Source organism: Bdellovibrio sp. HCB185ZH, assembly GCF_047302455.1.
Classification (GTDB): Bacteria; Bdellovibrionota; Bdellovibrionia; order Bdellovibrionales; family Bdellovibrionaceae; genus Bdellovibrio.
On sequence record NZ_CP178624.1, the window covers coordinates 2,279,674 to 2,303,676 of the forward strand.

General features: G+C 44.9%; 23 protein-coding genes. 9 read left to right on the plus strand and 14 right to left on the minus strand.

The features are described from left to right. Positions 1-19: 19 nt before the first annotated feature. Positions 20-736 (minus strand): OmpA family protein, encoded by a 717-nt coding sequence (locus tag ACLSU7_RS11175; protein WP_413291975.1) that lies wholly within the window; start codon positions 734-736, stop codon positions 20-22. Between the two features lie 22 nt (positions 737-758). After that, the gene (locus tag ACLSU7_RS11180; RefSeq protein WP_413291976.1) at positions 759-1,514 is read right to left on the minus strand and encodes a flagellar motor protein; all 756 of its coding nucleotides are present in this window, start codon (positions 1,512-1,514) and stop codon (positions 759-761) included. 95 nt (positions 1,515-1,609) lie between these two features. Here ACLSU7_RS11180 and ACLSU7_RS11185 point away from each other — a divergent pair, with 95 nt between their 5' ends. From ACLSU7_RS11185 to ACLSU7_RS11195, 3 genes are read left to right on the plus strand one after another with little or no spacing between them, the layout of a single operon-like run. Then, positions 1,610-2,197, plus strand: a complete 588-nt coding sequence (locus tag ACLSU7_RS11185; protein WP_413291977.1) for a phosphatase PAP2 family protein — start codon at positions 1,610-1,612, stop codon at positions 2,195-2,197. Beyond that, a complete protein-coding gene (locus ACLSU7_RS11190) occupies positions 2,194-3,180 on the plus strand; it encodes an SDR family oxidoreductase (protein ID WP_413291978.1) in 987 nt (328 codons plus the stop codon). Before ACLSU7_RS11185 ends, ACLSU7_RS11190 begins: the two co-directional genes overlap by 4 nt. Then, on the plus strand, positions 3,181-4,074 hold the full coding sequence (locus ACLSU7_RS11195) for a transglycosylase domain-containing protein (protein ID WP_413291979.1): 894 nt from the start codon (positions 3,181-3,183) through the stop codon (positions 4,072-4,074). 1 nt (position 4,075) lies between these two features. Here ACLSU7_RS11195 and ACLSU7_RS11200 read toward each other — a convergent pair whose 3' ends face one another. The 7 genes from ACLSU7_RS11200 to lysC all read right to left on the minus strand — a co-directional run bounded on the left by ACLSU7_RS11200 (position 4,076) and on the right by lysC (position 12,368). Next, a complete protein-coding gene (locus tag ACLSU7_RS11200; protein ID WP_413291981.1) occupies positions 4,076-4,864 on the minus strand; it encodes an ABC transporter permease in 789 nt (262 codons plus the stop codon). Beyond that, positions 4,864-5,790: an ABC transporter ATP-binding protein gene (locus ACLSU7_RS11205; RefSeq protein ID WP_413291982.1), complete on the minus strand. Its 927-nt coding sequence runs from the start codon at positions 5,788-5,790 to the stop codon at positions 4,864-4,866. The genes ACLSU7_RS11200 and ACLSU7_RS11205 overlap by 1 nt, the downstream gene beginning before the upstream one ends. Beyond that, entirely contained in the window at positions 5,790-7,604 is a 1,815-nt protein-coding gene (gene typA / locus ACLSU7_RS11210) for a translational GTPase TypA (RefSeq protein ID WP_413291983.1), read from the minus strand. Before typA ends, ACLSU7_RS11205 begins: the two co-directional genes overlap by 1 nt. 79 nt (positions 7,605-7,683) lie before the next feature. Beyond that, complete coding sequence (dusB, locus tag ACLSU7_RS11215) at positions 7,684-8,697, minus strand: tRNA dihydrouridine synthase DusB (RefSeq protein WP_413291984.1); 1,014 nt, start codon at positions 8,695-8,697, stop codon at positions 7,684-7,686. A gap of 107 nt (positions 8,698-8,804) precedes the next feature. After that, on the minus strand, positions 8,805-10,289 hold the full coding sequence (locus tag ACLSU7_RS11220) for a methyl-accepting chemotaxis protein (protein WP_413291985.1): 1,485 nt from the start codon (positions 10,287-10,289) through the stop codon (positions 8,805-8,807). Between the two features lie 115 nt (positions 10,290-10,404). Then, a complete protein-coding gene (locus ACLSU7_RS11225) occupies positions 10,405-11,004 on the minus strand; it encodes a nitroreductase family protein (protein WP_413291986.1) in 600 nt (199 codons plus the stop codon). After that, entirely contained in the window at positions 11,001-12,368 is a 1,368-nt protein-coding gene (lysC, locus tag ACLSU7_RS11230; RefSeq protein ID WP_413291987.1) for a lysine-sensitive aspartokinase 3, read from the minus strand. The genes ACLSU7_RS11225 and lysC overlap by 4 nt, the downstream gene beginning before the upstream one ends. A gap of 82 nt (positions 12,369-12,450) precedes the next feature. On the opposite strand from lysC, the gene ACLSU7_RS11235 reads away from it, so the two are divergent. Further along, complete coding sequence (locus ACLSU7_RS11235; RefSeq protein ID WP_413291988.1) at positions 12,451-12,948, plus strand: hypothetical protein; 498 nt, start codon at positions 12,451-12,453, stop codon at positions 12,946-12,948. A gap of 1 nt (position 12,949) precedes the next feature. Here the strand turns inward: ACLSU7_RS11235 and mltG are convergent, their stop codons facing one another. From mltG to ACLSU7_RS11260, 5 genes are read right to left on the minus strand one after another with little or no spacing between them, the layout of a single operon-like run. Further along, the gene (mltG, locus tag ACLSU7_RS11240; protein WP_413291989.1) at positions 12,950-14,065 is read right to left on the minus strand and encodes an endolytic transglycosylase MltG; all 1,116 of its coding nucleotides are present in this window, start codon (positions 14,063-14,065) and stop codon (positions 12,950-12,952) included. Continuing rightward, a complete protein-coding gene (locus tag ACLSU7_RS11245; RefSeq protein ID WP_413291990.1) occupies positions 14,065-15,582 on the minus strand; it encodes a succinylglutamate-semialdehyde dehydrogenase in 1,518 nt (505 codons plus the stop codon). Before ACLSU7_RS11245 ends, mltG begins: the two co-directional genes overlap by 1 nt. 3 nt (positions 15,583-15,585) lie before the next feature. Continuing rightward, positions 15,586-16,614, minus strand: a complete 1,029-nt coding sequence (locus ACLSU7_RS11250; protein WP_413291991.1) for an arginine N-succinyltransferase — start codon at positions 16,612-16,614, stop codon at positions 15,586-15,588. Then, a complete protein-coding gene (locus ACLSU7_RS11255) occupies positions 16,611-17,963 on the minus strand; it encodes a M20 family metallopeptidase (RefSeq protein WP_413291992.1) in 1,353 nt (450 codons plus the stop codon). Before ACLSU7_RS11255 ends, ACLSU7_RS11250 begins: the two co-directional genes overlap by 4 nt. Continuing rightward, positions 17,964-19,340 (minus strand): aminotransferase class III-fold pyridoxal phosphate-dependent enzyme, encoded by a 1,377-nt coding sequence (locus ACLSU7_RS11260; protein ID WP_413291993.1) that lies wholly within the window; start codon positions 19,338-19,340, stop codon positions 17,964-17,966. It lies immediately after the preceding gene. A gap of 111 nt (positions 19,341-19,451) precedes the next feature. Here ACLSU7_RS11260 and ACLSU7_RS11265 point away from each other — a divergent pair, with 111 nt between their 5' ends. The 5 genes from ACLSU7_RS11265 to ACLSU7_RS11285 all read left to right on the plus strand — a co-directional run bounded on the left by ACLSU7_RS11265 (position 19,452) and on the right by ACLSU7_RS11285 (position 24,001). Continuing rightward, the gene (locus ACLSU7_RS11265) at positions 19,452-20,231 is read left to right on the plus strand and encodes a tetratricopeptide repeat protein (protein WP_413291994.1); all 780 of its coding nucleotides are present in this window, start codon (positions 19,452-19,454) and stop codon (positions 20,229-20,231) included. Positions 20,232-20,298: 67 nt separating this feature from the next. Next, the gene (locus ACLSU7_RS11270) at positions 20,299-21,039 is read left to right on the plus strand and encodes an outer membrane protein assembly factor BamD (RefSeq protein WP_413291996.1); all 741 of its coding nucleotides are present in this window, start codon (positions 20,299-20,301) and stop codon (positions 21,037-21,039) included. Next, positions 21,036-21,761: a tetratricopeptide repeat protein gene (locus ACLSU7_RS11275; RefSeq protein ID WP_246845782.1), complete on the plus strand. Its 726-nt coding sequence runs from the start codon at positions 21,036-21,038 to the stop codon at positions 21,759-21,761. Before ACLSU7_RS11270 ends, ACLSU7_RS11275 begins: the two co-directional genes overlap by 4 nt. 17 nt (positions 21,762-21,778) lie before the next feature. Then, positions 21,779-22,297: a hypoxanthine phosphoribosyltransferase gene (hpt, locus tag ACLSU7_RS11280; protein WP_142698547.1), complete on the plus strand. Its 519-nt coding sequence runs from the start codon at positions 21,779-21,781 to the stop codon at positions 22,295-22,297. 216 nt (positions 22,298-22,513) lie between these two features. Then, the gene (locus ACLSU7_RS11285) at positions 22,514-24,001 is read left to right on the plus strand and encodes a methyl-accepting chemotaxis protein (protein ID WP_413291997.1); all 1,488 of its coding nucleotides are present in this window, start codon (positions 22,514-22,516) and stop codon (positions 23,999-24,001) included. The last annotated feature ends 2 nt before the right edge of the window (positions 24,002-24,003 follow it).

Below are 24,003 nucleotides of genomic sequence, written 5' to 3' on the forward strand. Positions count from 1 at the left end.
GGCTTTTTTATTTTTAAATTTAGATGCCGACCTTGTTGTTGTCGGTGACGATCAGGATTTCAATACGGCGATTCATCGCTTTGTGCTCTTCCGTATCATTTGGAACGATTGGCTTTTGATCTCCATAAGAAATTGAAACGAAACGTTTTGGATTCAGCTTATGGTACTTTACGAAATATCGAACAACCGCTGCAGAACGATCCCCTGCTAACTCCCAGTTGCTTGGATACTGGGGATCAGCGATCGGAGTGTCATCGGTATGCCCCTCAACGATAATTCTTTTATCATTAGCAGATAGGATCTCGGCTACTTTATCCAGGGCTGGCAGTGAAGACAGACGAAGCTTTGCTGATCCCGGAGTAAAGAAACTTGATGCCGTCAAAGACACACGAACGCCGACGGAGTCATGATAGACATCCTGAATGTCCTTCTTTTTATCGTCCTTGCTCATGGCTTTACCCAATGCACGCTCAACATAGTCTGCCGCTTCCGCGGGGCCGCCTTTTTTGGGAAAATTACCAACCGGGATATCTAATTCGGCAATTGCAGAGTCAATTGTGTCGGCATTTTTATCTGAGCCACCTTTACCCACCAAGTGGAAGTTTAACTTAATCGATTGCTCGAAATCTTTTTGTTTATTTTCATTAGCCGTAGAGGTCGCGTACATCACCACAAAGAATGCGAATAAAAGAGTGATAAAGTCTGCATACGAGACCAGCCATCTTTCATGATTCACATGTTCTTCGTGTCTTCTGTGTCTACGCTTTGCTTGCATGAGGCAGGTACGACCTTAATTTTTGTTCGATCACGATATGGTTCGCACCTTTAGCGATCATCAAACCGCCTTCAAGGACCATCATCTTTTCACGAGTCATATCTTCAACGCGTTTTTTGATCTTGTTCCCCATCGGTAAGAACAAAAGATTCGCAGAGGCAACACCGTAAACAGTTGCAACGAAGGCAACGGCGATACCTGCACCCAGTTTGCTTGTGTCCGTTAGATTGCCCATTACGTGGATCAATCCAAGGACCGCACCAATGATACCAATCGTCGGAGCGAAACCACCAGCGTCAGCCCAGATTTTTGCGCCAGCAAGGAGTTCATCTTCTTCAGTATAAATTTGTGTTTCAAAAATATCGCGGATCACTGACTCATCAACGCCATCAACCACATTGCGCAAAACATTTTGCATCAACGGATCACCGATTTTGTTGATTCTTGGTTCCAGGGAAAGGATTGATTCTTTTTTAGCCAGTCTTGCGTATTCAACGATGTCTTCCAGTTTGGCGGGTGCTTCACTTTCGTGACGTTTGAATGCTTTCTTCGCAAGTTCTAAACCTGTTTTTAACGCGTGTTCAGAACTGGAAACCATCACCGCTCCCGCAGTGCCGGTGAACACGATAATGAATGCTGTGAGCTGCATCAGCGAGCTCATATGGCCACCTTCAATCAGGTTTCCGAAAATGATCCCACCAAAGCCAATAAGAAGGCCTAATAATGTCGCAATGTCCATAAACACAATGATGCCATAGCGAGTTGAACGAGGCACTGTGACCATTCGAAGACCTAGACTTTCTGCGGGCAAAAAACTAAGTTAAGATCCCTATCATGCTCGATTTTATTTTGAACCTCGATAAACGTCTTTTCCTTCTGATCAATTCCGATTGGACTGCTCCGTGGGCAGACGTGTTTTTCCCATTCATTACTGACCTACATAAAAAAAATCCAGTGAAGCTGATTATGATTCCGTTGATCATCGGACTCTTTATCTGGCGCCGCGGTTGGAAAAAAGGCTGCACCATTTTCATCATGGCGGTGCTAAGCGTTTCTCTCTCCGATGGTGTTGGAAACTGGGCTTTTAAGAAAACGGTTCAGCGTCCCCGGCCAGCAGACACACAAGGCTTAGAAGTCACTGTGCGTTCGCCGTTTGGCGGTTACAGTTTTGTTTCTAATCATGCGACGAATATGTTTAACTTTGCGACCTTCACCTCCGTGATCTTTCCGGTGATGGCTGTTCCGATGTTTACGTTAGCCGTAGTAGTTGGCTACAGTCGCGTTTATAACGGAGTGCACTTTCCTACCGATGTCCTGGCAGGTGCCATGCTCGGAATTATTTTAGGTATTTTGATGGCCCGGCTGTGCCAAAGAGTGATGGAACGTTTTGACGAAACTGACAACGAGGCAGAAGCAACATGAAAGTATTAGTCACTGGAGCAAACGGATTTTTAGGAAGCTGGCTGACACGCGCCCTGGTCGACCAAGGCCACGAAGTCTTCGCACTGGTTCGTAAGAACAGCGATCTGTCAGAACTAAAAGGTGTGAACTGCCAGTACCGCTATGGTGACGTTACAGATGTTGTGTCGCTATTAGAAGCTTTCAAGGATATTGATACAGTTTTCCATTTGGCAGGAGTAGTCGCTTACAAAGCAGCCGATCGCCCTTTGATGGAAAAAGTAAATGTTCAAGGCACTGCGAACGTTCTTGAAGTCTGCAAGGAACATAAAGTTCGCCGTCTGGTTCACGTATCTTCGGTGGTTGCAGTCGGCGCAGGCCACAATCCGCAAGAAATCCTCAATGAAAATTCAGAATTCAATATCCATGATTTGAACCTTGGATATTTTGAAACAAAGCATGACGCTGAAGTTCTGGTTAAAAAGGCCTGCGATAAAGGCGAAGTGGATGCAGTCATTTTAAATCCAGCAACAATCTATGGATTTGGCGACGCTAAAAAAGGCAGCCGCAAAATGATGCTGAAAGTGGCTCAAGGAAAACTTAAATTCTACACTTCTGGCGGCGTGAATGTCGTCGCTGTGGAAGACGTCATCCAAGGAATCTTAAGCGCGTGGAAAATCGGTAAAACCGGAGAGCGCTACATCCTCGCTGGTGAAAATATTCTGATCAAAGATCTTTTCCGCATGATCGCTGAAGAAGCCGGCGTTTCCGCTCCTAACAAGCAAATGCCGGATCAAGTCCTCCACGTGGTGGGAACTATTGGCGACTTTATGGAGAAAATGGGACTTAAAGGTCCACTGAGTAAAGAAAACGCCCACACAGCAACGATGTATCACTGGTTTGATTCATCGAAAGCTCAGCGCGAGTTGGATTTCAAACCTCGTCCCGCCCGCGAAGCCATTCACAACAGTATTCAGTGGATCAAAGATCAAGGGATGTTGAAATAGATGAAGGCTGCTGGATTATTTTTTGCTATTATTGTTGCGATCATGGTTTCTGCTGCGGCTTTCATCTGGTCGACCCTTCCCAACGAAAAAGAAATCAAGGGCTGCATTATCACGACGATGTACAAAGTCGATCTGTGCCCGACATCTAAAAACTATGTCCCATTGAAACAGATTTCTTCGTACCTACAAAGAACCATCATCATGACTGAGGATGGAAACTTCTATAAGCATCATGGCTTTGAGTGGGGAACGATTGAAAAAAACTTCCGCCAAGGTTGGGAAACGGGCGTCTATAAACGTGGTGGATCCACAATCACTCAACAGCTTGCTAAAAATATGTTCCTGAATGCTGATAGAACTTTCTTCAGAAAAGCCCTGGAAGCAATCATCACGGATCGCATTGAAAAAACTCTGACGAAAAAAGAAATCCTGGAAAAATATCTGAACGTGGTTGAATTCGGTAAGAATATTTACGGAATCAAACAAGCAGCTCAATTCTATTTTAAAAAGTCCCCTGCGGAACTTGATGTGGTGGAAAGTGCTTTCATGGCGATGGTTCTGCCCAGCCCGATCAAGTATTCTCAGTCCTACTACAAAAAAGAACTGACCGGATTTGCACGCAAACGTATGAGTCAGATCGTTCAGAACCTTTACCAGTTTCACAGTATCGATCAGGCCGAGTACGAAGTGGCGATGGAAAGAATTCAGTCCTTCCTAAGCCCGGCTCCCCCGCCAATGGATGAAATTCCTGGCTTAAAAGGAATGTCTGCGGAACAGGTGAATTCACTTAGCAATGACGAGATTGACCGCTTAGAGCAAGAGATCCGTGACGAAAGCGGCGACCTTGATTCATCCGAGTTGGACATTAAGCCCGAACATAATTTAGATAATTAGATTATTTCAGAAGCTTGTTACGAATGCGGTGGAATGACACGTTCATAAAAATCCACGTCAGCACCAATAAGATCAAAATATGCACGGCAATTTTAACCAAGTTGCCGTCGTGTAAAATCCCACGTACTGCAGCCACCCCGTGAGTCAGCGGAAATAAATACGCCAAATAGCGCATTCCCGATGGCAGTTGTTCCAATGGAAAATAAGTTCCACTGAGCAAGCTCATCGGAACAATCAATCCAGATGTGGAGTAAATAAAAGAGTCATAGTTACGGGCAATCGAAGTAAAGATCATCCCGATACACGAAAACAATGCCGCAATCAAAAACAGAACCGGCAATGTCAGTAAAATCTTGTAGGAATCAATCAAGCCAAAGAACACGGCAACGATCGTTACACCGATCACGCCAAAAAATCCTTTAGTCGCGGCCCACATCAACTCCCCTGCTACGATTTCTTCAGGACCTACACGAGTCAGCATGATCGTCGCATAAGTTTTCTGATGAGTAAGCTTCGTATAGTTTCCGTAAGTTCCTTCAAAGAAAGAAACTAACATCGCAGTCGTACACAAAAGTGCCGGGAAGAAGTATTCGATATAGGACATACCGCCCATGTTATTTACGAAAGAACCCAGACCAAAACCGATCGCACCCAGATAAATAACTGGCTCAAGTACGATCCAGAACAAAGACACCATCATGGTCTTTTTAAAATACAGGAAATTACGCTGCCAAACTTTCAAGGCTCCGTCATTGAACTTAGGAATTGAAAGAAGCTGCTTTAACTTCATTATTCGTCCCTCAACTGATGTCCCGCAAGTTTCAGGAACACGTCATTCAAAGTTGGTTTACGAATAAAGATTTTATCTGAAGCAATAAGGTCCACTACACGGCGGCCTTCCTGGTTTTCTTTAACCAAGACCGACACGGTGTCTTTAATAACCTGATAAGCAAAGCCCTCGGCGCGCAAACGACCCAGGTAGTAATTCAAATCCACGGGATTTGTGTCGAACTCGACCACTTCTTTACCGATCAGGTCGCGAATTAAATCCTTTGGCTTCCCGATCGTGAGGATTTTACCGCCATCGATGATCGCAACACGATCACACATCTGCTCGGCTTCTTCCATATAGTGAGTCGTCAGAACCAGGGTGCTTTTCTCAGATTTTAAATGCTTAAAGAAATCCCAGATCCAGATACGTGCCTGGGGGTCCAGACCCGTTGTCGGCTCATCCAGAAAGATCACTTCCGGAGAGTTAATCAGCCCACGCGCAATCGCCAAACGGCGCTTCATACCGCCGCTCAACGTTTCCACGGAGCGATCCTGGTATTCTTCAAGCTTCATCAAACGAAGCAATGCCTGAGCACGGAGATCGGCTTCAGCAGGGTTGATATTGTGGTAACTTGCGTAGACTGAGAGATTTTCAAGGACTGTGAAGTCGGGATCGAGGCCGTCCTCTTGAGGAACAACGCCGATTCTGGATTTGATTTCGCGGAAGTTCTTTTTAACGTTGAGCCCTAGTACATAGAGCTCCCCGCTTGTTACGAGGGCCGAGCAATACATCATCTTCATTGCTGTTGTTTTGCCAGCCCCGTTTGGACCTAAGAGTCCGAAACATTCGCCTTTGTAAATCTCCAGATCTATTCCATCCACTGCGACTTTATCGTCGTACTTTTTGGTTAAATCTTTGATTTCAATGGCGACGTTCGAGTTCATTATTCCTTCGCTGCTCTTGCACGTTTGTTTGGATCTGTTTCGCGGCAACGAAGACGGATGTTCTTCGGTGTCACTTCGATCAACTCAGAATCTTTAATCCATTCCATCGCTTTTTCCAAAGTCATAGGACGAACTGGAACTAGACGGATAGCTTCATCAGAACCCGAAGCACGTACGTTTGACAATTTCTTCTCGCGAGTGATGTTTACTTCTAGATCATTGTCCTTAGCATGCTCACCAACGATCATGCCTTCGTACACGTCTTGACCGTGAGTAACGTACATAATACCGCGCTCTTGAAGATTCCAGATAGCGAACGCTGTCGCTTGACCTTTACGGTCAGAAATCATCGCACCATTCATACGGTGTTCGATTTCACCTTTGTATTGGTCCCAACCGTCGAATTGCGTATTAAGCAAACCAGTACCGCGAGTGTCTGTTAGGAACTCAGAACGGTAACCGATCAAACCACGTGAAGGGATACGGAATTCAAGACGAGTACGACCAGATCCTTTTTGAACCATGTTCGTCATTACACCTTTACGTTTACCAAGTTTCTCAGTAACCGCACCAACGTAAGAGTCTTCGATATCGATAACCGCGATCTCCATTGGTTCCATTCTTTGACCGTTTTCTTCTTTGAAGATAACTGTCGGTTTAGAAACCAAAAGCTCGAAGTTTTCACGGCGCATTTGTTCAATCAATACACCCAATTGCAACTCACCACGACCAACAACTTTGAAAGCGTCAGTGTTCGCAGTTTTTTCTACGCGGATCGCAACGTTGTACAAAAGTTCTCTCTCAAGACGCTCAAGGATCTTACGAGAAGTAACGTTTTTACCTTCCATACCTGCGAAAGGACCGTTATTTACCGAGAAGATCATACCAACCGTTGGCTCGTCTACGCGGATACGCGGAAGTGGACGAGGATCCAAAGCGGAAGTGATAGTATCACCGATAGTGAAGTCTTCCATACCCGCGATAACAACGATGTCACCTGCGCCAACTTCTTGAGCTGGAACTTGCGAGTTCACTTTGTATTGGTACAAAGCGGAGACTTTAACTTTTTTCTGTTGGTTCGCTTGAACGCAAAGAACTTCATCACCAACTTTGATTGTACCTGCACGCATACGACCGATCGCCAAACGACCCACGTAATCGTTGTAAGAGATGTTAGAAACCATTACTTGCAATGGAGCTTCTTCATCAATTTTTGGAGGAGGAACCAGGTTTACGATAGCATCGTAAAGAACTTCTAGTGTTCCAGTGTTAACCGCTGGATCCAAAGTCGCCATACCTTCACGCGCGATCGCGTAAACAGTGTGGAAGTCACATTGTTCTTCAGTTGCTTCAAGATCGATGAACAAATCGAAAAGTTCGTTGTGTACTTCTTGGATACGAGCGTCTGAACGGTCGATCTTGTTGATACAAACGATAACTTTCAAGTTTTGCTCAAGAGCTTTTTTCAATACGAAACGAGTTTGTGGAAGTGGACCTTCAGAGGCGTCGCAAAGAAGGATACAACCATCAACCATGTTCAAGATACGTTCAACTTCACCACCGAAGTCACTATGTCCCGGTGTATCTACGATGTTAACTTTGATATCTTTGTAAACGAAAGACGCGTTCTTTGCCGCGATCGTGATACCACGCTCTCTTTCAAGATCCATGGAGTCCATCAAGCGATCATCAACGTGCTCATTGTCACGGAATGTACCGGCTTGTTTAATCAAGTGGTCTACCAGAGTTGTTTTACCGTGGTCGACGTGCGCGATGATCGCGATATTTCTAATCTTCTTCGGATCTTGAATCATATTTAACCCTTCATTAAATTGAATCTTGTAAAACTAAATCAAAAATTTAAATAAAACATTTCAGGATTTGGTTAGTGCTCTAACCATGGCCACCCATAAGGAACTCATCCTTAGACTGATCTTCTTGCTCAACAGAACCGATACTAGCGAAAAATTCGTTAGCAAGGGTCATGATCTCTTCATTGCTTTTGGATTGGAAAAGATTCTTCCTGAATTGTGCCGCTCCAGGATACCCTGTCGAGAACCAAGCTGCAAACTTTCTCAACTGAATACCAGTGATGTGTTCATCACAATGCGCAACAACCTCATTTTTGAGGCTGTTAAACAAGCTAACGTAGTCTCTTTTAACGTCTTTTACAGACTCGCCCCGCCATAAGGACAAGGCATCCATAAAGATAAACGGATTTTTAAGGCATCCACGACCGATCATCACACCATCACAGCCTGACTGCTCTAGTCTTAACACTGCCTGTCTGGGTGTGAGGATGTCTCCGTTTCCGAGAATAGGTAGTTTCGCATTGGCCTTAACTTCAGCGATAAAATCCCAGTCCGCAAACCCGGAGTAACCTTGATTACGAGTGCGGCCGTGAATTGCGACCCACTCCATGCCTTCGTTGTATGCGATATTGCAAATTTCAGAAGCATTGCGAGTGGTGGAATCCCACCCCGTACGGATTTTGATTGTCACAGGAATTTTCACTGCGGCTTTAACGGCAGACAAAACCTTTTGCATTTGCACAGGGTCTTTCATCATCGCCGAGCCTGCGCCCTTTTTTACGACTTTGGGAACAGGACAACCGAAATTCAAATCAATGAAATCACAACCATCTGCTTCCGCAAAGGCTGCACCCTTAGCCAGAATTTCCGGGTCTTCACCAAAAAGTTGTACACCGATAGGTCTTTGAGTTTCATCAAAGCTCATCAGTTTCAAAGTCTTTTCAGATTTATATTCGATGCCCGACGCACTCACAAGCTCGGTAACGACAACGCTGGCGTCGAGCTTTTTCATGAAGGTACGAAATGCGTGATCAGTGATCCCGGCCATAGGCGCAAGGACAAACGGATTCGTCTTAAGGGCGTGAAGTGGATTCATAAGGGATGCGGTATATCAAAACTGCGCCCAAAAAGGTACTTTTTGTTTTTAAAAAATGTCGTTATTTCATAGGTTTATGCTTTCAAAGCGAACCTATTCGATCTGAATTAGGCGGCTAACTGAATCTGGGGGCTGGTCGCTAAGGATTGCGACTCCTCCCCCGGTTTTGCGAACCCATTTATGGTCACTTCTAATGAGATGATAGTGTCGTTCATGGAGTCTGATTGATTGGCCAATTCTTCGGCGGCCGCCGCGGCCTCTTCAGAAGTTGCAGCATTCATTTGTGTCGCCTGATCGATTTGCAGCATCGCTTTATTCACCTGACTTAAACCTTCAGACTGACTGTCGAAAATTCCCGCGATTTCGGAATTCAAGGTCGCCACTTTTTTCGCAGACTCGACAATATTCTTAAGAGCTAAAACACTTAGATCCACTAGTTTGGATTTCTCGCAAATCTTGTCGTTACTTTCTTTAATCAACGCAGAGATATCACTCGCAGCCGAGGCACTCTTTTGTGCAAGTTCTCGCACAGCTTCCGCGACCACGCCGAAGCCTTTCCCCTGCTCGCCGGCACGCGCGGCTTCGACGGCAGCATTCAAGGCGAGAATATTAATTTGAAAAGCGATATCATCCATCACATGAGTAATTTCTGTGATCTTGGCCGAGTCTTCTGAAATTTCACGAATGGATTTACTCAGTTCACGGATTTCATTTTCACCCGATAAAGCCGCCTGACAAGTTGCATCTGCCAAGGTAGCTGCTTCGTGAGTATTCTTTAAAGTCATACCGAGCGTTTCATTTACTTTTTCAAGGGTGCCGACGGCTTCCTCTAACGAGCTTGCCTGCTCGCTTGCCGCTTGAGCGAGTTCCTCTGAAGAAGAGGCAATATGATGGGATGCCAAGGCAACATTGCGGGAGTTGTCCGTAAGATTTGAAATCACCAAACTGATGGATTTTTTTAAGCGAGTTAAAACCAAAATGGAGATCAGAATACTTAAGGCACCAACTAAAGCACTCACCATCACGATAAGTGAGTGCGATATTTTATAGTCAGCACGAACTGTCTCTGCCGCTTTACTCATTTTTTCCCGGTTAAACTGCGCGAGCCTGTCTGAGTATTTCAGAATATCCTCTTTTATTTGATGACCCCTCCCCTGAAAAAGCTCGACGGCTTTCGCATCGTTGCTGCTGGCTGCGTGCTCCCGAACTTCTTGAGAAAGAAGTAACCAGGACTTATATGTCTCTTCAAAAGATTTCAAAATCTGCGCATCCTCAGTCAGATGATATTCTTTGTAACTGGAAATTTCCTGGGACAGCTCTTCTTCGGTTTTTTTTATTTCAGAGGAGATTTCTGACATTTCTTGCGGAGTGTTCGCTAAGATGTAGGTCTGTTGCAGATAAAGTTGCTTGTACAATGAAGCACGAAGTTCGTTTGCAATTTCAACTTTTACGGCGGTTTCGCTGACGATCTCGTCGACTTCGCGATCGAAAGATTCAAGTTTGGAAATTCCAATAAAGGCGATGACTGCACTCCCGGCGATTAAAACGCCGACGACGGACCAAACTTTTGCATACAAACTGAAACTCTTCACAACGTACTCCAATGAATTTAACAATTGTCAAATTCATCGGAGAATGGTGAATTTTTCTGTAAACAATTTTACTTTACGAAATTTTATTTCGATTTAGGGATACTAACAATCTGACTTAGCTAAGCCAAAAAACTCGGCCTTCGGTTTGTCTTGGTGCCTTTGGAGGATTGTGATCTGGATATCCAATCACGACTCCACAAAGAAGTTCCAACTCTCCTCGCTGGTATTCCGGAAGTTTATCCACACCCAAGAACTTATCTACCTCTTCTTTAATTTCTAGTGGTGCTCCCATGGTGCAACAACCTAGTCCTTCCACTAGACACGCAAGATTCAGATTTTCGACCGCCATATAAACCGAGCCAATACTCGTATGATAGCGCTCTTCTGAATCATTGTGAGAATATGCGAACACCAGAACCGGAGCGTCCCCTAAGGTGAAAAAGAATCTTTCGGTGAACGTATACAACGATGGTTTTAAGCGTTGTTGAAGAACGTCTTTAATTCCCAACCAGGATTTCTGCGAGTACTGAATATAGTCGTCACGTTTTTTTCCCGTCACGACGAAGAAACGCCAGTTCTGACGATTTTTTCCTGAGGGTGCTTCCATAGCTGCTGCCAAGAGCCGATCTAATACTTCTTTAGGAACCGCATCTGGTTTGAATTTACGAATGGACTTTCTAGAGGACAAAAGCTGATAGAACTCTTCTTTGATCATGCAAGCTCCACAAACTTTTTATGCAAACGTTGAATGGCCTCCGGCCCTTGTTCTTCATTCACTAAGAAGCAGAAATTGTGCTTACTTGCGCCCAGGCAAATCATGCGCACGTTAATGTCTGAAATCGTATCAAAGATGTCTTTACCCAAGCCTGACGTGTGATTGATGTTATTCCCAATCAAAGACACCAAACTTAGATTTTCTTCAACTTGAACGTCTGCGATTTCCGAAAGATCAGCGATCAGTTTTTTATTCAGCAACGTCGAGTCATCCAATGTCACGCTGACTGAAATTTCAGATGTCGTGATGGCATCGATACTGACTTTGTGATCATTAAAGATTTTAAAAATCTGAAACAAGAAACCGTGAGCATGAAGCATTTCGGGGGTGGATAGGGTCACCAGAATCTGTTTTTTTCGAAGCGCCATTGCACGAATCAATGGATGTTGTTCAACTTCCTTGCGAACCCACGTGCCTTTGGCCTCAGCATCAAAGCTTGATCCCACGAATACGGGAATATTCTTACGAATGGCCGGAAGCAAAGTCGCGGGATGCAAAACTTTTGCTCCGAAAGTTGCAAGCTCAGAGGCTTCTTTAAAGGAAATTTCGGCAATCGGTTTCGCTTTGGGGCACAAGCGAGGATCCGTCGTTGCGATACCGGCCACGTCTGTCCAAATTTCCAAAACATCAGCAGCAATCCCCTCGGCCAAAATAGCAGCGGAATAATCACTGCCACCACGACCCAATGTCGTCGTCATACCCTCTTCGGTACTGCCGATATAACCTTGGGTAACCACGACCGTCTTCATGTCGCGAATTTTCGGCAGATGACGTTGGCAGTGACTTGCAACAACAGCCGTCAAAGGTTTTGCTTTACCAAATGAATCATCCGTCTTTAAAACATCCCGCGCATCTAAAAGATGAGCTGATTTTCCTGAGCCGTGATTCTTTAAAACAGTTGCCATGGCATCTGTGAAAAGAACCGAAGACATGCGCTCGCCAAGGCTCATCAAAGCATCCATGGCTTTCACCGAACAATCTCTGAGCAAATGCACACCCTTTGCCAGGGACTGCATTTCTTCAAACAGGGTTTCAAGCTTTTGAGAGGATTCGCTGTTGGATTTCAAGTCCGATGCAATCCGACGATGACGCTCTTTCATTTTCGTCAACAGGGCTTCGCACTCAGGCCAATGACCTTTTTCCGCTTGAGTTCCCAAGTTGATCAGATCATTGGTTGTTCCCGAAGTGGCGGATACCACGACCATGCTGGAATTTTGTCGAAATGCGACTTCGGCGCTTCGGAGCATGCATTCCGCATCTCCCATGGAGGTTCCGCCGAATTTTGAAACGATAAGCTTTGCCATCAAACCCTCCGCAGTAAGAATCTCCAAGATCTTAAGTCTTTTCTTGTTTTTACTTCAATGACTTTATGGCAAACTTTTTTCTATGACTTCCAAAACAGATTCTACTTTCACTAAAAAAGAAATCATCCTTATGGTCGGTTTGGCCATCGTTGCCATGATCGTGACTACAATCGCGGTGATTCCAAACCTGCGTACGTCAGTGAAAGATCTTTTCTCCCCGGATAGCCGCGTGGTCATTGCAAAAGTGAGCGGTTCGTTGACTCCCCAGGGTCCCAAAGTCACGGTACTAAAAATTCAAAGCAAAAACTTCCTAGAGCTTGAAGTCTATAATCTGGAAGGATCCGATGGCATGACCATCATGGCGAAAATTCCGCTGGCGGAGTCGCGAGACGGATATTTTTCTTTGAAAGGAAACTCCACAAACCTGGCTTTGACCGATGTGGATGGTGATGGGACTTCAGAGATCGTAGCTCCAACATTTGATGATCAGATGGTGCCTAGACTGAATATCTTTAAATACAATTCAACGACTCATGGATTTGATAAAGTCAGTTCGCCGGAAGAAAGCGTAACGAAGTAGATTACTTCGTCGCTTTCTTTGTTCCTGTACCAGCGCCGACTTCTTTTTCACCTGCAGGGCGTGCCTTAAGATCTCTCCAAGACTTTCCTTCACGAGCTTTTGCATTCAATTGAAAGCGTTTAACTGCCGCTTCGTGGGCTTGGTAATTTTCTGAGAACACGTGAGTGCCATCATTCTGACTAACAAAGAACAGATAATCTGTCTTTGCAGGATTCATCGCTGCTAACAATGCCTCACGACCAGGATTTGCGATTGGGCCAGGAGGCAGTCCGGAAATGACATACGTGTTGTAACGAGTCGGCGTCGAAAGGTCAGCACGAGTGATGTTGATGACGATTTTACCCAAAGTTTCAGCTTTGCCGTAAATGATTGTCGGATCCGTTTGCAATTTCATGTTTTTTTGCAGGCGATTATGAAAGACCGAAGATATACGGGGACGCTCTTCTGGAGCACCCGTTTCTTTTTCCACGATACTTGCGAGTGTTACGATCTGATGACGAGTCCATCCCTGCAGGTGCGATTGCGGTTGGATCTCGTTATATACGTACAAGAATCTTTTAACCATCGCCTGCAGAAGTCCTTTAGTATCAGTGAACTTCGTCAGCATATAAGTTTCAGGAAACAAATAGCCCTCAAGACTTTCCTGCTTTTCGCCCAAAACGGCCTGGATAAAAGCGGGATCCCGCACCAGGCGCATAAATTCAGCTGCTGTTCCGAAGCCTTCTTTTTCATAAAGATCTGCAATTTCATAAATGCTAAGACCTTCGCTGACAGTAAAGGCACGTGCGATACTTTTTCCAGATGTGATCACATCCAAAACTTCACTCGGAGTCATATTGGTTCTTAACAGGTACTCGCCCACTTTTACTTTCGAACGTTCGTTTTTAAAACGCGCATACATAGAAAAGAAAAAGGCATTACGAACCAAGCCCTTGTTTTCAAGATCTTTGGCAATGGTGTTAAATGCCTTTCCTGGCACCACTTCATAAACCACATCTTGGGCCACGCTACTTGGAGCCGTGCTGGCGTATTGGTAGCCTAAAAAGCCCACGCATACGCCAACCGCAACAACTAAAGCAACAAATGCACTAACAAGAACGACAACTGTTTTTTTCATTACTTCATATCCAAATTCATACCAGGAAGAATTTTAGTTGGATCAAACGGAGTTGGATCTTCAAGACTTGCCACAGGCACTGTGCAATACTGAATCGCATAGTGTGCTGATGCTCTGTCGTTACCAGATTTACCCATTCCTCCAAATGGCAGACGAGAGCTTGCACCATTCGTTGTACGGTTCCAGTTTAACAATCCCACGCGAGCTTTAAACAAAGCATCCTCGTAAAGTTCTTTGTTCTTAGAGAACAAGGCCATCACCAAGCCATAGCCCGTGGAATTAACGATTTCCATCGCATGATTCCAGTCGCCCGTCGTGTAAATCGCCACGTTTGGTCCAAAGATCTCTGATTTTTGATACACAGAGTTTGGATCAAACTTTTTCACCAAATGAATAGAAGGCGTCACATAGTAACCTTTGTTTTTCAAATCCAAAGATTTACCACGCATCAAGCTTTCACAGTTTTCGCGGTTCGCGATTTCCTGGAAACGGATGTATTTTTCGACAGACGCTGAAGTGATCAATGGACCCATGAACGTATTTTCAGTCCAGTGCCCAATCGAAAGTTTCTTAGCTGCCTGATAGAATCTTTCTGTAAATTCGTCAGCGATTTTTGGATGAACGATAATACGGCTGGTGCAAGAACAACGCTGCCCCGCCGTCATATAGGCACCGACAAGCGATTCATAAACCGCTTTATCCATATCTGCATCTTCCCAAACCACTGTCGCGTTCTTACCGCCCATTTCGAGTGCAAGAATTTTCCAATAGTGATTCAAAGTCTCTTGTTTAATTTTCAAACCGACTTCGTAAGAGCCCGTGAACAAAACTCCGTCCACGTGTTCATTTGCGACCAAGCGACCACCGCCAGCACCGTCACCTTGAACCATATTGAAGACGCCTGGCGGGAACTGAGCTTTTTCAAACATCTCTGCCATGAATTGACCCACAGCTGGTGTTTGCTCAGACGGTTTAAATACGACCGTGTTACCCACGATCAAAGCCGGAATAATGTGACCATTGGGCAAATGGGCTGGGAAATTGAATGGTCCCACCACAGCCATGACACCACGGGAGCGGTGACGGATCACGCCTTCCACTTGCGGAAGAGCGTTGGGAATTCTTTCGTCAGCAACCAGTTTCGTTGACTGATTCAAAGTGATGTCGATCTTAGCACCTAAAGCTTTCGCCTCAGTCATGGCTTCCCAAGCTGGTTTACCCGTGTCGCGGGAAATAATTTGGGCGAATTGTTCCGCGTGCGAATCAAACATTTCTTTTAAGCGCAGCAGATAAGTTTTTCTTTCGTCCATGGAAAGAGTCGCCCATTTCGGATAAGCTTTTTTAGCTGCGACACAGGCTTCATCCATGTGGTCATGCTTAAATGGCACCGTCATGATCAGGTCATTCAAATCGGCGGGGCTTAAGTTTTTAACTTCGCCATCACCCTTAGTAACCGGAACGAAACGACCGTTGATAAAATCACCTTTATAGCTGATAGGAAAAATGGTGGTGCTCATCTGTTAACTTCCTCTGTTGTAGTGAAAAGGAGCTGCATATACTTCTTCGCCAACTTCCACCCCTAAAATCTGCAGCGCTTTTGCGGGAAGAATGACTTCACCGTCACGAATATCGACGGAGCACATAGTGGCTCTGAATTCGTCTCCGGTTGTGGCAATTAAATACTGATCTTTAAAGGTACAATCTTTGCCATTCGCAACGATCAAACGTTTACCCTGTTTAATGGGCAGAATATCCGCTGTCTGTGCTCCATAGTGAGGTCCGCCATCAAATGGATCAACCTCATCAAGGTAATTGAATCCGATGCTTTCCAAAAGATGTTGCGCTGGCTTCGTCGCTTCCCCTACGCGCCCCAATACCAAACGCGCTTTTGAATCAAGCAGCGCCATATAGATATCGTCTTGTGGGAAAAGGCTTTCAATAAACTCTTTATGTGACTGGCTTAAAGCATCGGCTTCCTGATACGGCAATCCTGTGAAACGGCGACCCAGGGCCTCCCAGAATTCACTGCGTCCCTCATCAGTCAGCGGTGGCGTCAGTTCACACAAAACACGCTCTTCAAACTTCTCGGGATGAATCGCCATATACAAGAAACGGGAAAGACTGATTTGCTTACCCAGTTTTTCGGGACGACGGCGATAGGATCTATCGACAAGAAGTCCTCCGATTTCAGTTGGACCGTCAAAATCCAGCTGGAAGCGCAATACTTGATGGATGAACCCGATTCCCAAATCCTGGGAAAAGTGATCGCGTTTGATAATTTTGAAATAACTGTGAGGCACTTCATCATTGCCGTGTTTAGCAAGGATCAAAGAGCTTCCCACAATTTGTTTCTCTTCTATGTCTTCAACTACAAATAGATATTCGGCTTTAGTTTTAACCAGTTTATCAGCGAAAGACTGCTCACTGCGATCAATCTTCTCGCTTAAAACTTTTTTATCCCCTGGCAAATTCAGCAAATTAAATTGTTTTGCCAAATCCACCAACTGGTTCAAATCGTCGTGCCGAACAGGTCTTATCAGAAAACTCATAAGCAAAACCTCTCGATGACTTTCTTGTAAAATTCAGTGGCCTTGTGCAAATCCTCAATAGCCACGTGTTCTTGAGGAGTGTGAACATTTCCTTCTCTTTTTCCCGGACCAAAACATGCGCACTCAACACCGATGCGAGAAAAAATACTCGCTTCATTCGTCGAAGGCTGAGTCGTCGGTTCGGCTTTTAAGCCCAAAGCGCGCAATTCATCCAGACAACCTTTAATCAGGATCGAATTCACTTCCGTGCGAAACGGTTTTTTGTAATCGTTCACACTAAAGACGGCACCATTGTTTTCACAAAGACCCCGCAGCTGCTCCATCCATCTCTCATAAATATCATGAGTGATAATTGGTGGCAGACGACAGCTTCCTGAAATCTGCACGTCATTTTCATTCGTACGAATCAGACCGATGTTCAAAGTCGGTGTGCTCGGGTAAAATTCCTTGTCTTCGTGCTTTAAAAACTCTTTTTCCAATTCCTTTAAGCCGCGATAAATATTTGCCAGCTTGGTCGCAATTGGAGTTTTCACCGTCGACATCATGTCGATCTCTAAAAATGCATTACCGGGAACTGTGTTAAAGTTGATACCGCCATCAACTTCCATGATGTTCACCGTATCTGGAAGCATTGTCAGATACTCCAGCATCTTGATAATCGCACTCTCGCCCAGATGAGGCATGGAAGAATGCGCAGCTTTTCCTCTGAAAAGCTTCGACTGCGTGGATGTACTTTCGCGAAGATTGTGTTCATCACGATAGCGAATTTCCTCTTCGGAAAAAGGAATTCTGATTTCCACCGTCGCAAAACCTTTGGCAGCATTTACCAATTGCAGATCACTGGGTTCGCCAATCAAAGCCATCTTTGCAGCGACTTTGTTTTTACGAATCAGCTTCAAAGCTCCTTGCATTCCGGTTTCTTCACCGAAAGTTCCCACCAAAACCGGTGGCAGGCGCCATGCACGCGATCCCGCAAACGACGCCATAGCTTCAAGCTTACATAAAAAATCAAGTTTAACGTCAGCCGTTCCCAAACCATAGATCTTGCCGTCGATGATGTGCGCATCGTAGGGATTGCTCCCCGTTTCAGTCCACAAAGCAAAGGGGCCCGGATCGGCAGTGTCTAAATGCGTTTGCAGCAAAAACTCTGCACCCGGACGTTCCGTGACAGATGCCGGGCGAGCGATGATATTGATCTGCTCTAAATCTCCGACAACTTCAATTTGCTCTTCGACCACCAATCCACGCTGACGACAAAACGCAGCCGCCCAACGCGCCAACTCTTTGTTGCCATGAGTAGGCGTGCTGTCGATAGCGATGAACTGACGGCAAGACTCGATGAAATCCAATTACACCCCTTCAAGAAGTGTTTTTTCAATCATCTTCAAAGCGATATCAATGTCTTGATCCTGAATAATTGCCGGGATCAAGAAACGTGCGCGAACCGGATCTTTACCACAAGGGAATGCGATTACGCCGTTTGCGAAAAGTTTATTCAAGAAAGCATTTACGCTGTCTTTCTTACCATCATGCGGAGTGAACGCAACCATCAAGCCCATACCACCTGCATCTGTCGCAATACCTTTGCAAGTCGTATCGTTCATCTTATTGATGCCATCGATAAAGCGTTTGTGAATTTGTTGAATGCGACCTTGGGGACCCAAGAAGCCCTCAGAAAGCATATTCAACATTTCCACCCCTGCCGCCAAACACGGAGATGCTCCAGAGAAAGTACCCGCAATCAATCCTGGTTTTGGATTGTACTCTTCAGTGTAAAGAGTTGCACCCACTTGAGCTGTTTTTGCAATCGTGCAGATGTCGATGTACTCACCCAATCCCAATGTTTCAAATGCAAAGTATTCACCCGTACGAGTGAAAGTTTGAACTTCATCAGCCCACACAGCGATGTTTTTAGATCTACAGAATTCCAAAAGTGGTACAAAGAATTCACGAGGTGCCGCTTGGTAACCACCCTCACCCAACATCGGTTCAAAACCAAATGCAGAAATATTGCCTTCGTGTTTTGCCACGTGTTCTTTCATTGCTGCCAATGCTTTTTCGCCTGATTTTGGATCACGCTTGTCATAGAACGGAACGCGCAATACTTCATGATACTCTGGCAAACCTTGTTTGTAAGCAGGGTTGTCAGTGACTTCCGCCATCATTGTCGAGCGACCCGCGAAAGCATCTTTGAATGACATCACGAAACGTGCAGGTGAATTTTTTTGACGAGAAAGTTTGATCGCATTTTCATTTGCCATTGTTCCGCATGTAGCGATCCATGCATACTTCAGGCGAGAATTTTTTGAACCAATTTGTACCAGCTTTTCTGTAAAAAGACGGTATTCGTTGTTAGGTTGCAAATTACCTTGATTCAAAATATCAGCCAGGGAACCGCGAACCGCAGCGGTCATTACGCGTGGGTGAGAGTGACCCATCAAGTGAATCCCGATACCGTTGATCAAATCAAGTTTAACGCTGCCATCTTCTAATTCAACATAAGGACCGCGACCTGCGCCTGTGCCCATGTATTGATAATGCAATGGACGACCACGCAACAATCCTGTTTGTTCGATTTTTTGTTTTCCGGCTTCTTTGTTTGCATCTTGCGGGGCACGAATGCCTTCAAGAGATGAATTTAATTTTGTAACTTCACCGACAAGATCTTTGATCAAAGAATTTACTTTTTCGGATTGCTGAATCTGATGGCCTACAAGAGAGCTCATAATACCTTTCGCGGAGATATAAAATCCTTCATCCCCATGTTATTTGAAATGCCCGTCCAGTTTACTCTTCGCTCTGGACTAAGACAAGACACCCAGCTAAACTTCGAGACTATGACAACGCGACTCATTGTGTTCTTTTTTACTCTTGTTTTGCCCACTTTAGCTTGGACTCAAGACGCCGATTTCGCTGCGCTCTTTAAGCAAGGAACTCAGCATTACACAGCGAAAGAATTCGAGCAGTCCCGTGACGCATTCGCCAAAGCCCTGGAGAAGGATCCTCATAACGCAACTACACTCACAAACTTGGCTTTAGCCCAGTTTCAATTGGGTAAAAAACCACTGGCGATCGGTTTATTTCGAAAAGCGCTAAATAGTGACCCCGAGTTAACGCCTGCGCGAGCTGGACTAAAGTTTGCGTTAACACAGATGGAAATCAAAGAAATCCCTCATCAAATTGAAACTTATGAGAGTGTTCGTGCAAAGCTGTTAGCTCCCGTTTCGGTTATCGCATATCTGATTACGACGGCACTTTTCTTATTCGCAGCGGGTTGGATTTTGATCGGATTTATGGGGCAGCGCCGCCGCGCTTTGGCTGAAGAAAAAGCACTGCCAGGTTTTCCAATGATTGGAACTTTTTTGGCGTTGGGTTTTCTGGTTTCACTCACGCTTCTGAGTTTAAAATTATATGACCAATCCATCATCCGCGCGACAGTGGTGGATGATAAAGTGTCCCTGCAATCTGCGCCGGGCGAAAACCAAGTGGCTCTGTTGGATTTGTATGGTGGCATGGAAGTTATCGTTCAAAATGAAAACAATGACTGGGTTCAAGTCACTTACCCTGGCTCAATCACCGGTTGGGTGAAAAAATCTGCTGTTCTTCGTACCAATTGACTCTGATAGCAGTGCGCCATAAGTCGCTTCATTGACAGTGGGTTCTGGACCAAAATATGATAACGGCATGCTAAAAACGCTCCGAGTCATGACACTTATTTGCGCATCAGGATTTTTACTTTCTGCATGCTCCACAATGGAAAAAAACTCTGACACTCCAGACGGTGCTTTCGCTATTGCGGAAGAATTCGATAAGGGAGAACGTTACGAGGAAGCGATCCGTCGTTATACCGAAGTTAAAAACAAATTCCCTTACAGTAACTTTGCGACAAAAGCAGAACTTGCGATCGCCGATGTTTACTATAAGCAGGAATCTTTCGCTGAAGCTCAAGTGGCATATCAGATGTTTAAAGAACTTCATCCGACAGTTCCAAACTCTGATTACGTTCAATACCGTTTAGGGATGAGCTATTACAATCAATTGCCATCATCTATCGACCGCGATTTAACTTTGGCGAATGATACCATTATCAATCTTAGCGATTTGATTAAGAAATATCCAAACTCTGAGTACGTGGCTGAAGCTAAAGAAAAGCGTTCTGCGACGATCAAAATGCTAGCTGAAAAAGAAGATTACATCGGTAACTTCTATTTCATCCGCGAGATCTATGACAGCGCCTTGAAACGCTATGAAGGGCTTTACTCAAATTATAAAAACTTGGGTTTCGATGCTCGCGCTCTTTCACGCATCGTTATTTCTGCAAAAAAGATTGGTGACGATCCTAAAGCGAATAAATACATGGCGATTCTTTCCAGTGATTTCCCTGGCAGCCCGGAACTAAAACAGGCTGAAAAGGAGACGAAGTGATTTCTTCTCTTCAAGACGACATGATCTCTGAGGCCCGCGGATATTTTATCAACGGGAACTACAAAATGGCTGAGCCCATTTTAAATCAGATGCTTCTGCAAAACACTCGTAATCCCGAGGTTTATCAGATGCTGGCGACAATCGCTTATGACAAAGGCCAATTCAGCAAAGCGATCAAAACTTTCAAGCGCGCATTGGAAATCGACCCTACCTACACTGATGCCAGCGTCGGTTTGTCGATCATTTTGAATGACCTTGGCAAATATGACGAAGGAAAACAGGTTTTCCTGGATGCTCAGGCTCAGCTTGATAAAAAGTCTGGCAAACAAGATCCCTTCGTTGATGAAAAGCTTGCTTCCAAACACGAGGAATTGGCTGACTTGTACTATCAATACAAGCGCTACAACGAAGCTTTGGAGCAACTTCTAAAAGCGCAAAAGCTATCCAGCCGCAAGGCCGAGATCACTTTACGTATCGCTGAAGTGAACGTGCAGCTAAACCAAACGGAAAGAGCCATCAAAGATTTGAAAGGTTTGATCCGTGAGTACCCGCACCTAATTCCAGCTCGCCTAAAGCTTGGGGCAATCTACTACAATTCAAACAACATTGCTGAAGCCACTGAACAGTGGGAGAATATCCTCATTCGGGACCCACAACACCCCGAAGCTCTTCGTTATCTGAAGATGGCGCAAGCAGCAGGCATTACATCAATTGATTTGTAAAATCAGGGGCGCAGAACATGGCACAACTTAAAGAACAAATGGTTCCCTTCATCACTAAAGAAGAAATCGCAGAGCTAGTTTCTGAACTGGCGTCACAAATTGAAAGCGATTACGAAGGGAAAGAAATTATCTTTATCTGCCCTTTGCGCGGTTCCATGCACCTCACAGCAGACTTGATGAGAAAAGTAGATCTTCCTCAGCAAGTTGATTTCGTATACGTCCAAGCAGTTGAGCGCGGTGGCGCGATTAAAATCGTTAAAGACATTTCTGTGAACATCGCCGGGAAACACGTACTGATCGTTGAAGAAATCATCGATACAGGCCGTACCTTGAGCTTCCTAAGAAGCCGCTTGTTCGCATCTGCTCCTGCATCTTTGAAAATCGTTACGCTGCTAGATAAACCTGCTCGTCGCGAGTTGCCTATCAGAGCAGACTACATCGGTAAAACGATTGATGATCGCTATGTAATTGGATACGGAATGGATTCAGAAGAAATCGGAAGAAACTATCCTGATATCTATAATATGAAAAACTAGTCGGGCCTAAGATACGACGACGTTAACTACAAAGAATATAACGACACAAAATACGTACAATAAAACCATCTGTTTTTGCATGGGAGACTCCTAAAAGCCAATTTAGGGGTCTTTAGGACCTTGGTCAACCTTGTCCATGGGTATATTTTGAGGCCATGTGAGAACTGGACCTAAGGTTGTCTGTTAAAAAGCCGACAAAGAGCTTCGGAGGACGAAATGTCTAAGCTCTCTTTGAAAGGCCGTTTCCTATTCATCACTGCATTGCTCACCTTAATTTGCGTGCTGACTAATGCCTTTTCACTCTATGAATTGAAATCTCAAAACACGGTGACTTCCGAGGTCGCTGAAACCTGGCTTCCGATCGTTGGGAAAACAGCTGACATTAACATCAATGTGGTCACCTATCGCAAGCTTGAGTTCAACCTTCTTGCAACTCAAAGTACTGATGAAAGAAAATTGGTTATCGAAGAGATGGACTCCTTGATGGGAAACATCACCATCTACTCGAAAGTTTTAGAGCCGCTTTTGACAACGGATTCTCTGCGCAAATCCTATGACGAATTCATCGCTTCCTGGGACAACTATCAAACTGAGAGCGATAAATTCAAAGCAGCCCTGGAAAAAGAAGACACAGCCCTGGCTGAAAAAATTCTTCAGGATAGTTCTGCGAAACACTATGAATCTGCTTACAAGTCTCTGAAAGCCCTGACCGACGCCAGTTATATGATGGGTGTAGAAAAGGCCGAATCCGCAGCGAAACTTTTTAAAATCACGTTCTATGCAATTATCGGCGTTACAAGTTTCTTTGTACTGTTGGGTCTGCTGACAAGTATCTTGAATATTCGTAGCGTGCAGAATTCTTTAAGAAACGTGGCCGAGGGACTGGATTCCAGCTCCCACATCGTGGAAAGCCGCACTCTGGGACTGGTTAAATCCAGCGAATCTATTTCGAGTAACACAACTAGCACAGCGGCAGCACTGGAAGAAATTGTTGCGACCATGGAGGACCTGACTCAAACAGTTCGTAAAAATTCTGACAGCTCCACCGAGGCTGCCAAGATCTCTAAAGACGGTCAGGAAGCTGTCCTTTATGGTCAACAAAAGATTCACTCTTTGATCAATGTGATGTCAGAAATTTCGACAAACTCGAAAAAGATCACAGAGATCCTGGTGATGATTGATGACATCGCTTTTCAGACAAACCTTTTAGCTTTGAATGCGGCAGTTGAAGCTGCTCGCGCAGGTGAACAAGGAAAAGGATTTGCGGTTGTGGCAGATGCCGTACGCGCCCTCGCACAAAAAAGTGCGGAAGCTGCAAAAGAGATTTCGGGACTGATCAATGAGGCCAACACGAAAAGCCACACAGGCGTAGGATTGGCGGCTGACAGTGAAAAATCCCTAAAAGCAATTGTTGAAAATACGAATCGCGTGTTCCAATTAATTCAAGAAGTCGCCCAAGGTTCTCAAGAACAATCGCATGGTATCGAACAAGTTAAGCAAGCTCTTACTTCGATCGATGAAAGCCTGCAGGGTGTTGCAGCTTCAATGGGTAATGTCATAAGTGCCTCTGAAGACATGCAAAATCAGGCCGGAGAACTTGGCACCATGATGTCGCAACTTCATGTGCTTGTTGGCGAAAAGAAAAAACCAATTAACGAAAATGAATTTAACAATAACGAGGACCAAGAATCCTCTGCAGCATAAAC

Coding starts and splice junctions, on each gene's coding strand:
- ACLSU7_RS11180 (WP_413291976.1), bottom strand. CDS start 1,514: ATGGACATTGCGACATTATTAGGCCTTCTTATTGGCTTTGGTGGGATC.
- ACLSU7_RS11185 (WP_413291977.1), top strand. CDS start 1,610: ATGCTCGATTTTATTTTGAACCTCGATAAACGTCTTTTCCTTCTGATC.
- ACLSU7_RS11205 (WP_413291982.1), bottom strand. CDS start 5,790: ATGAACTCGAACGTCGCCATTGAAATCAAAGATTTAACCAAAAAGTAC.
- ACLSU7_RS11285 (WP_413291997.1), top strand. CDS start 22,514: ATGTCTAAGCTCTCTTTGAAAGGCCGTTTCCTATTCATCACTGCATTG.
- mltG (WP_413291989.1), bottom strand. CDS start 14,065: ATGAAAAAAACAGTTGTCGTTCTTGTTAGTGCATTTGTTGCTTTAGTT.
- hpt (WP_142698547.1), top strand. CDS start 21,779: ATGGCACAACTTAAAGAACAAATGGTTCCCTTCATCACTAAAGAAGAA.
- ACLSU7_RS11190 (WP_413291978.1), top strand. CDS start 2,194: ATGAAAGTATTAGTCACTGGAGCAAACGGATTTTTAGGAAGCTGGCTG.
- ACLSU7_RS11245 (WP_413291990.1), bottom strand. CDS start 15,582: ATGAGCACCACCATTTTTCCTATCAGCTATAAAGGTGATTTTATCAAC.
- ACLSU7_RS11235 (WP_413291988.1), top strand. CDS start 12,451: ATGACTTCCAAAACAGATTCTACTTTCACTAAAAAAGAAATCATCCTT.
- lysC (WP_413291987.1), bottom strand. CDS start 12,368: ATGGCAAAGCTTATCGTTTCAAAATTCGGCGGAACCTCCATGGGAGAT.
- typA (WP_413291983.1), bottom strand. CDS start 7,604: ATGATTCAAGATCCGAAGAAGATTAGAAATATCGCGATCATCGCGCAC.
- ACLSU7_RS11250 (WP_413291991.1), bottom strand. CDS start 16,614: ATGAGTTTTCTGATAAGACCTGTTCGGCACGACGATTTGAACCAGTTG.
- ACLSU7_RS11200 (WP_413291981.1), bottom strand. CDS start 4,864: ATGAAGTTAAAGCAGCTTCTTTCAATTCCTAAGTTCAATGACGGAGCC.
- ACLSU7_RS11225 (WP_413291986.1), bottom strand. CDS start 11,004: ATGATCAAAGAAGAGTTCTATCAGCTTTTGTCCTCTAGAAAGTCCATT.
- ACLSU7_RS11270 (WP_413291996.1), top strand. CDS start 20,299: ATGCTAAAAACGCTCCGAGTCATGACACTTATTTGCGCATCAGGATTT.
- ACLSU7_RS11195 (WP_413291979.1), top strand. CDS start 3,181: ATGAAGGCTGCTGGATTATTTTTTGCTATTATTGTTGCGATCATGGTT.
- ACLSU7_RS11260 (WP_413291993.1), bottom strand. CDS start 19,340: ATGAGCTCTCTTGTAGGCCATCAGATTCAGCAATCCGAAAAAGTAAAT.
- dusB (WP_413291984.1), bottom strand. CDS start 8,697: ATGAATCCACTTCACGCCCTTAAGACGAATCCGTTTGTCCTTGCGCCT.
- ACLSU7_RS11265 (WP_413291994.1), top strand. CDS start 19,452: ATGACAACGCGACTCATTGTGTTCTTTTTTACTCTTGTTTTGCCCACT.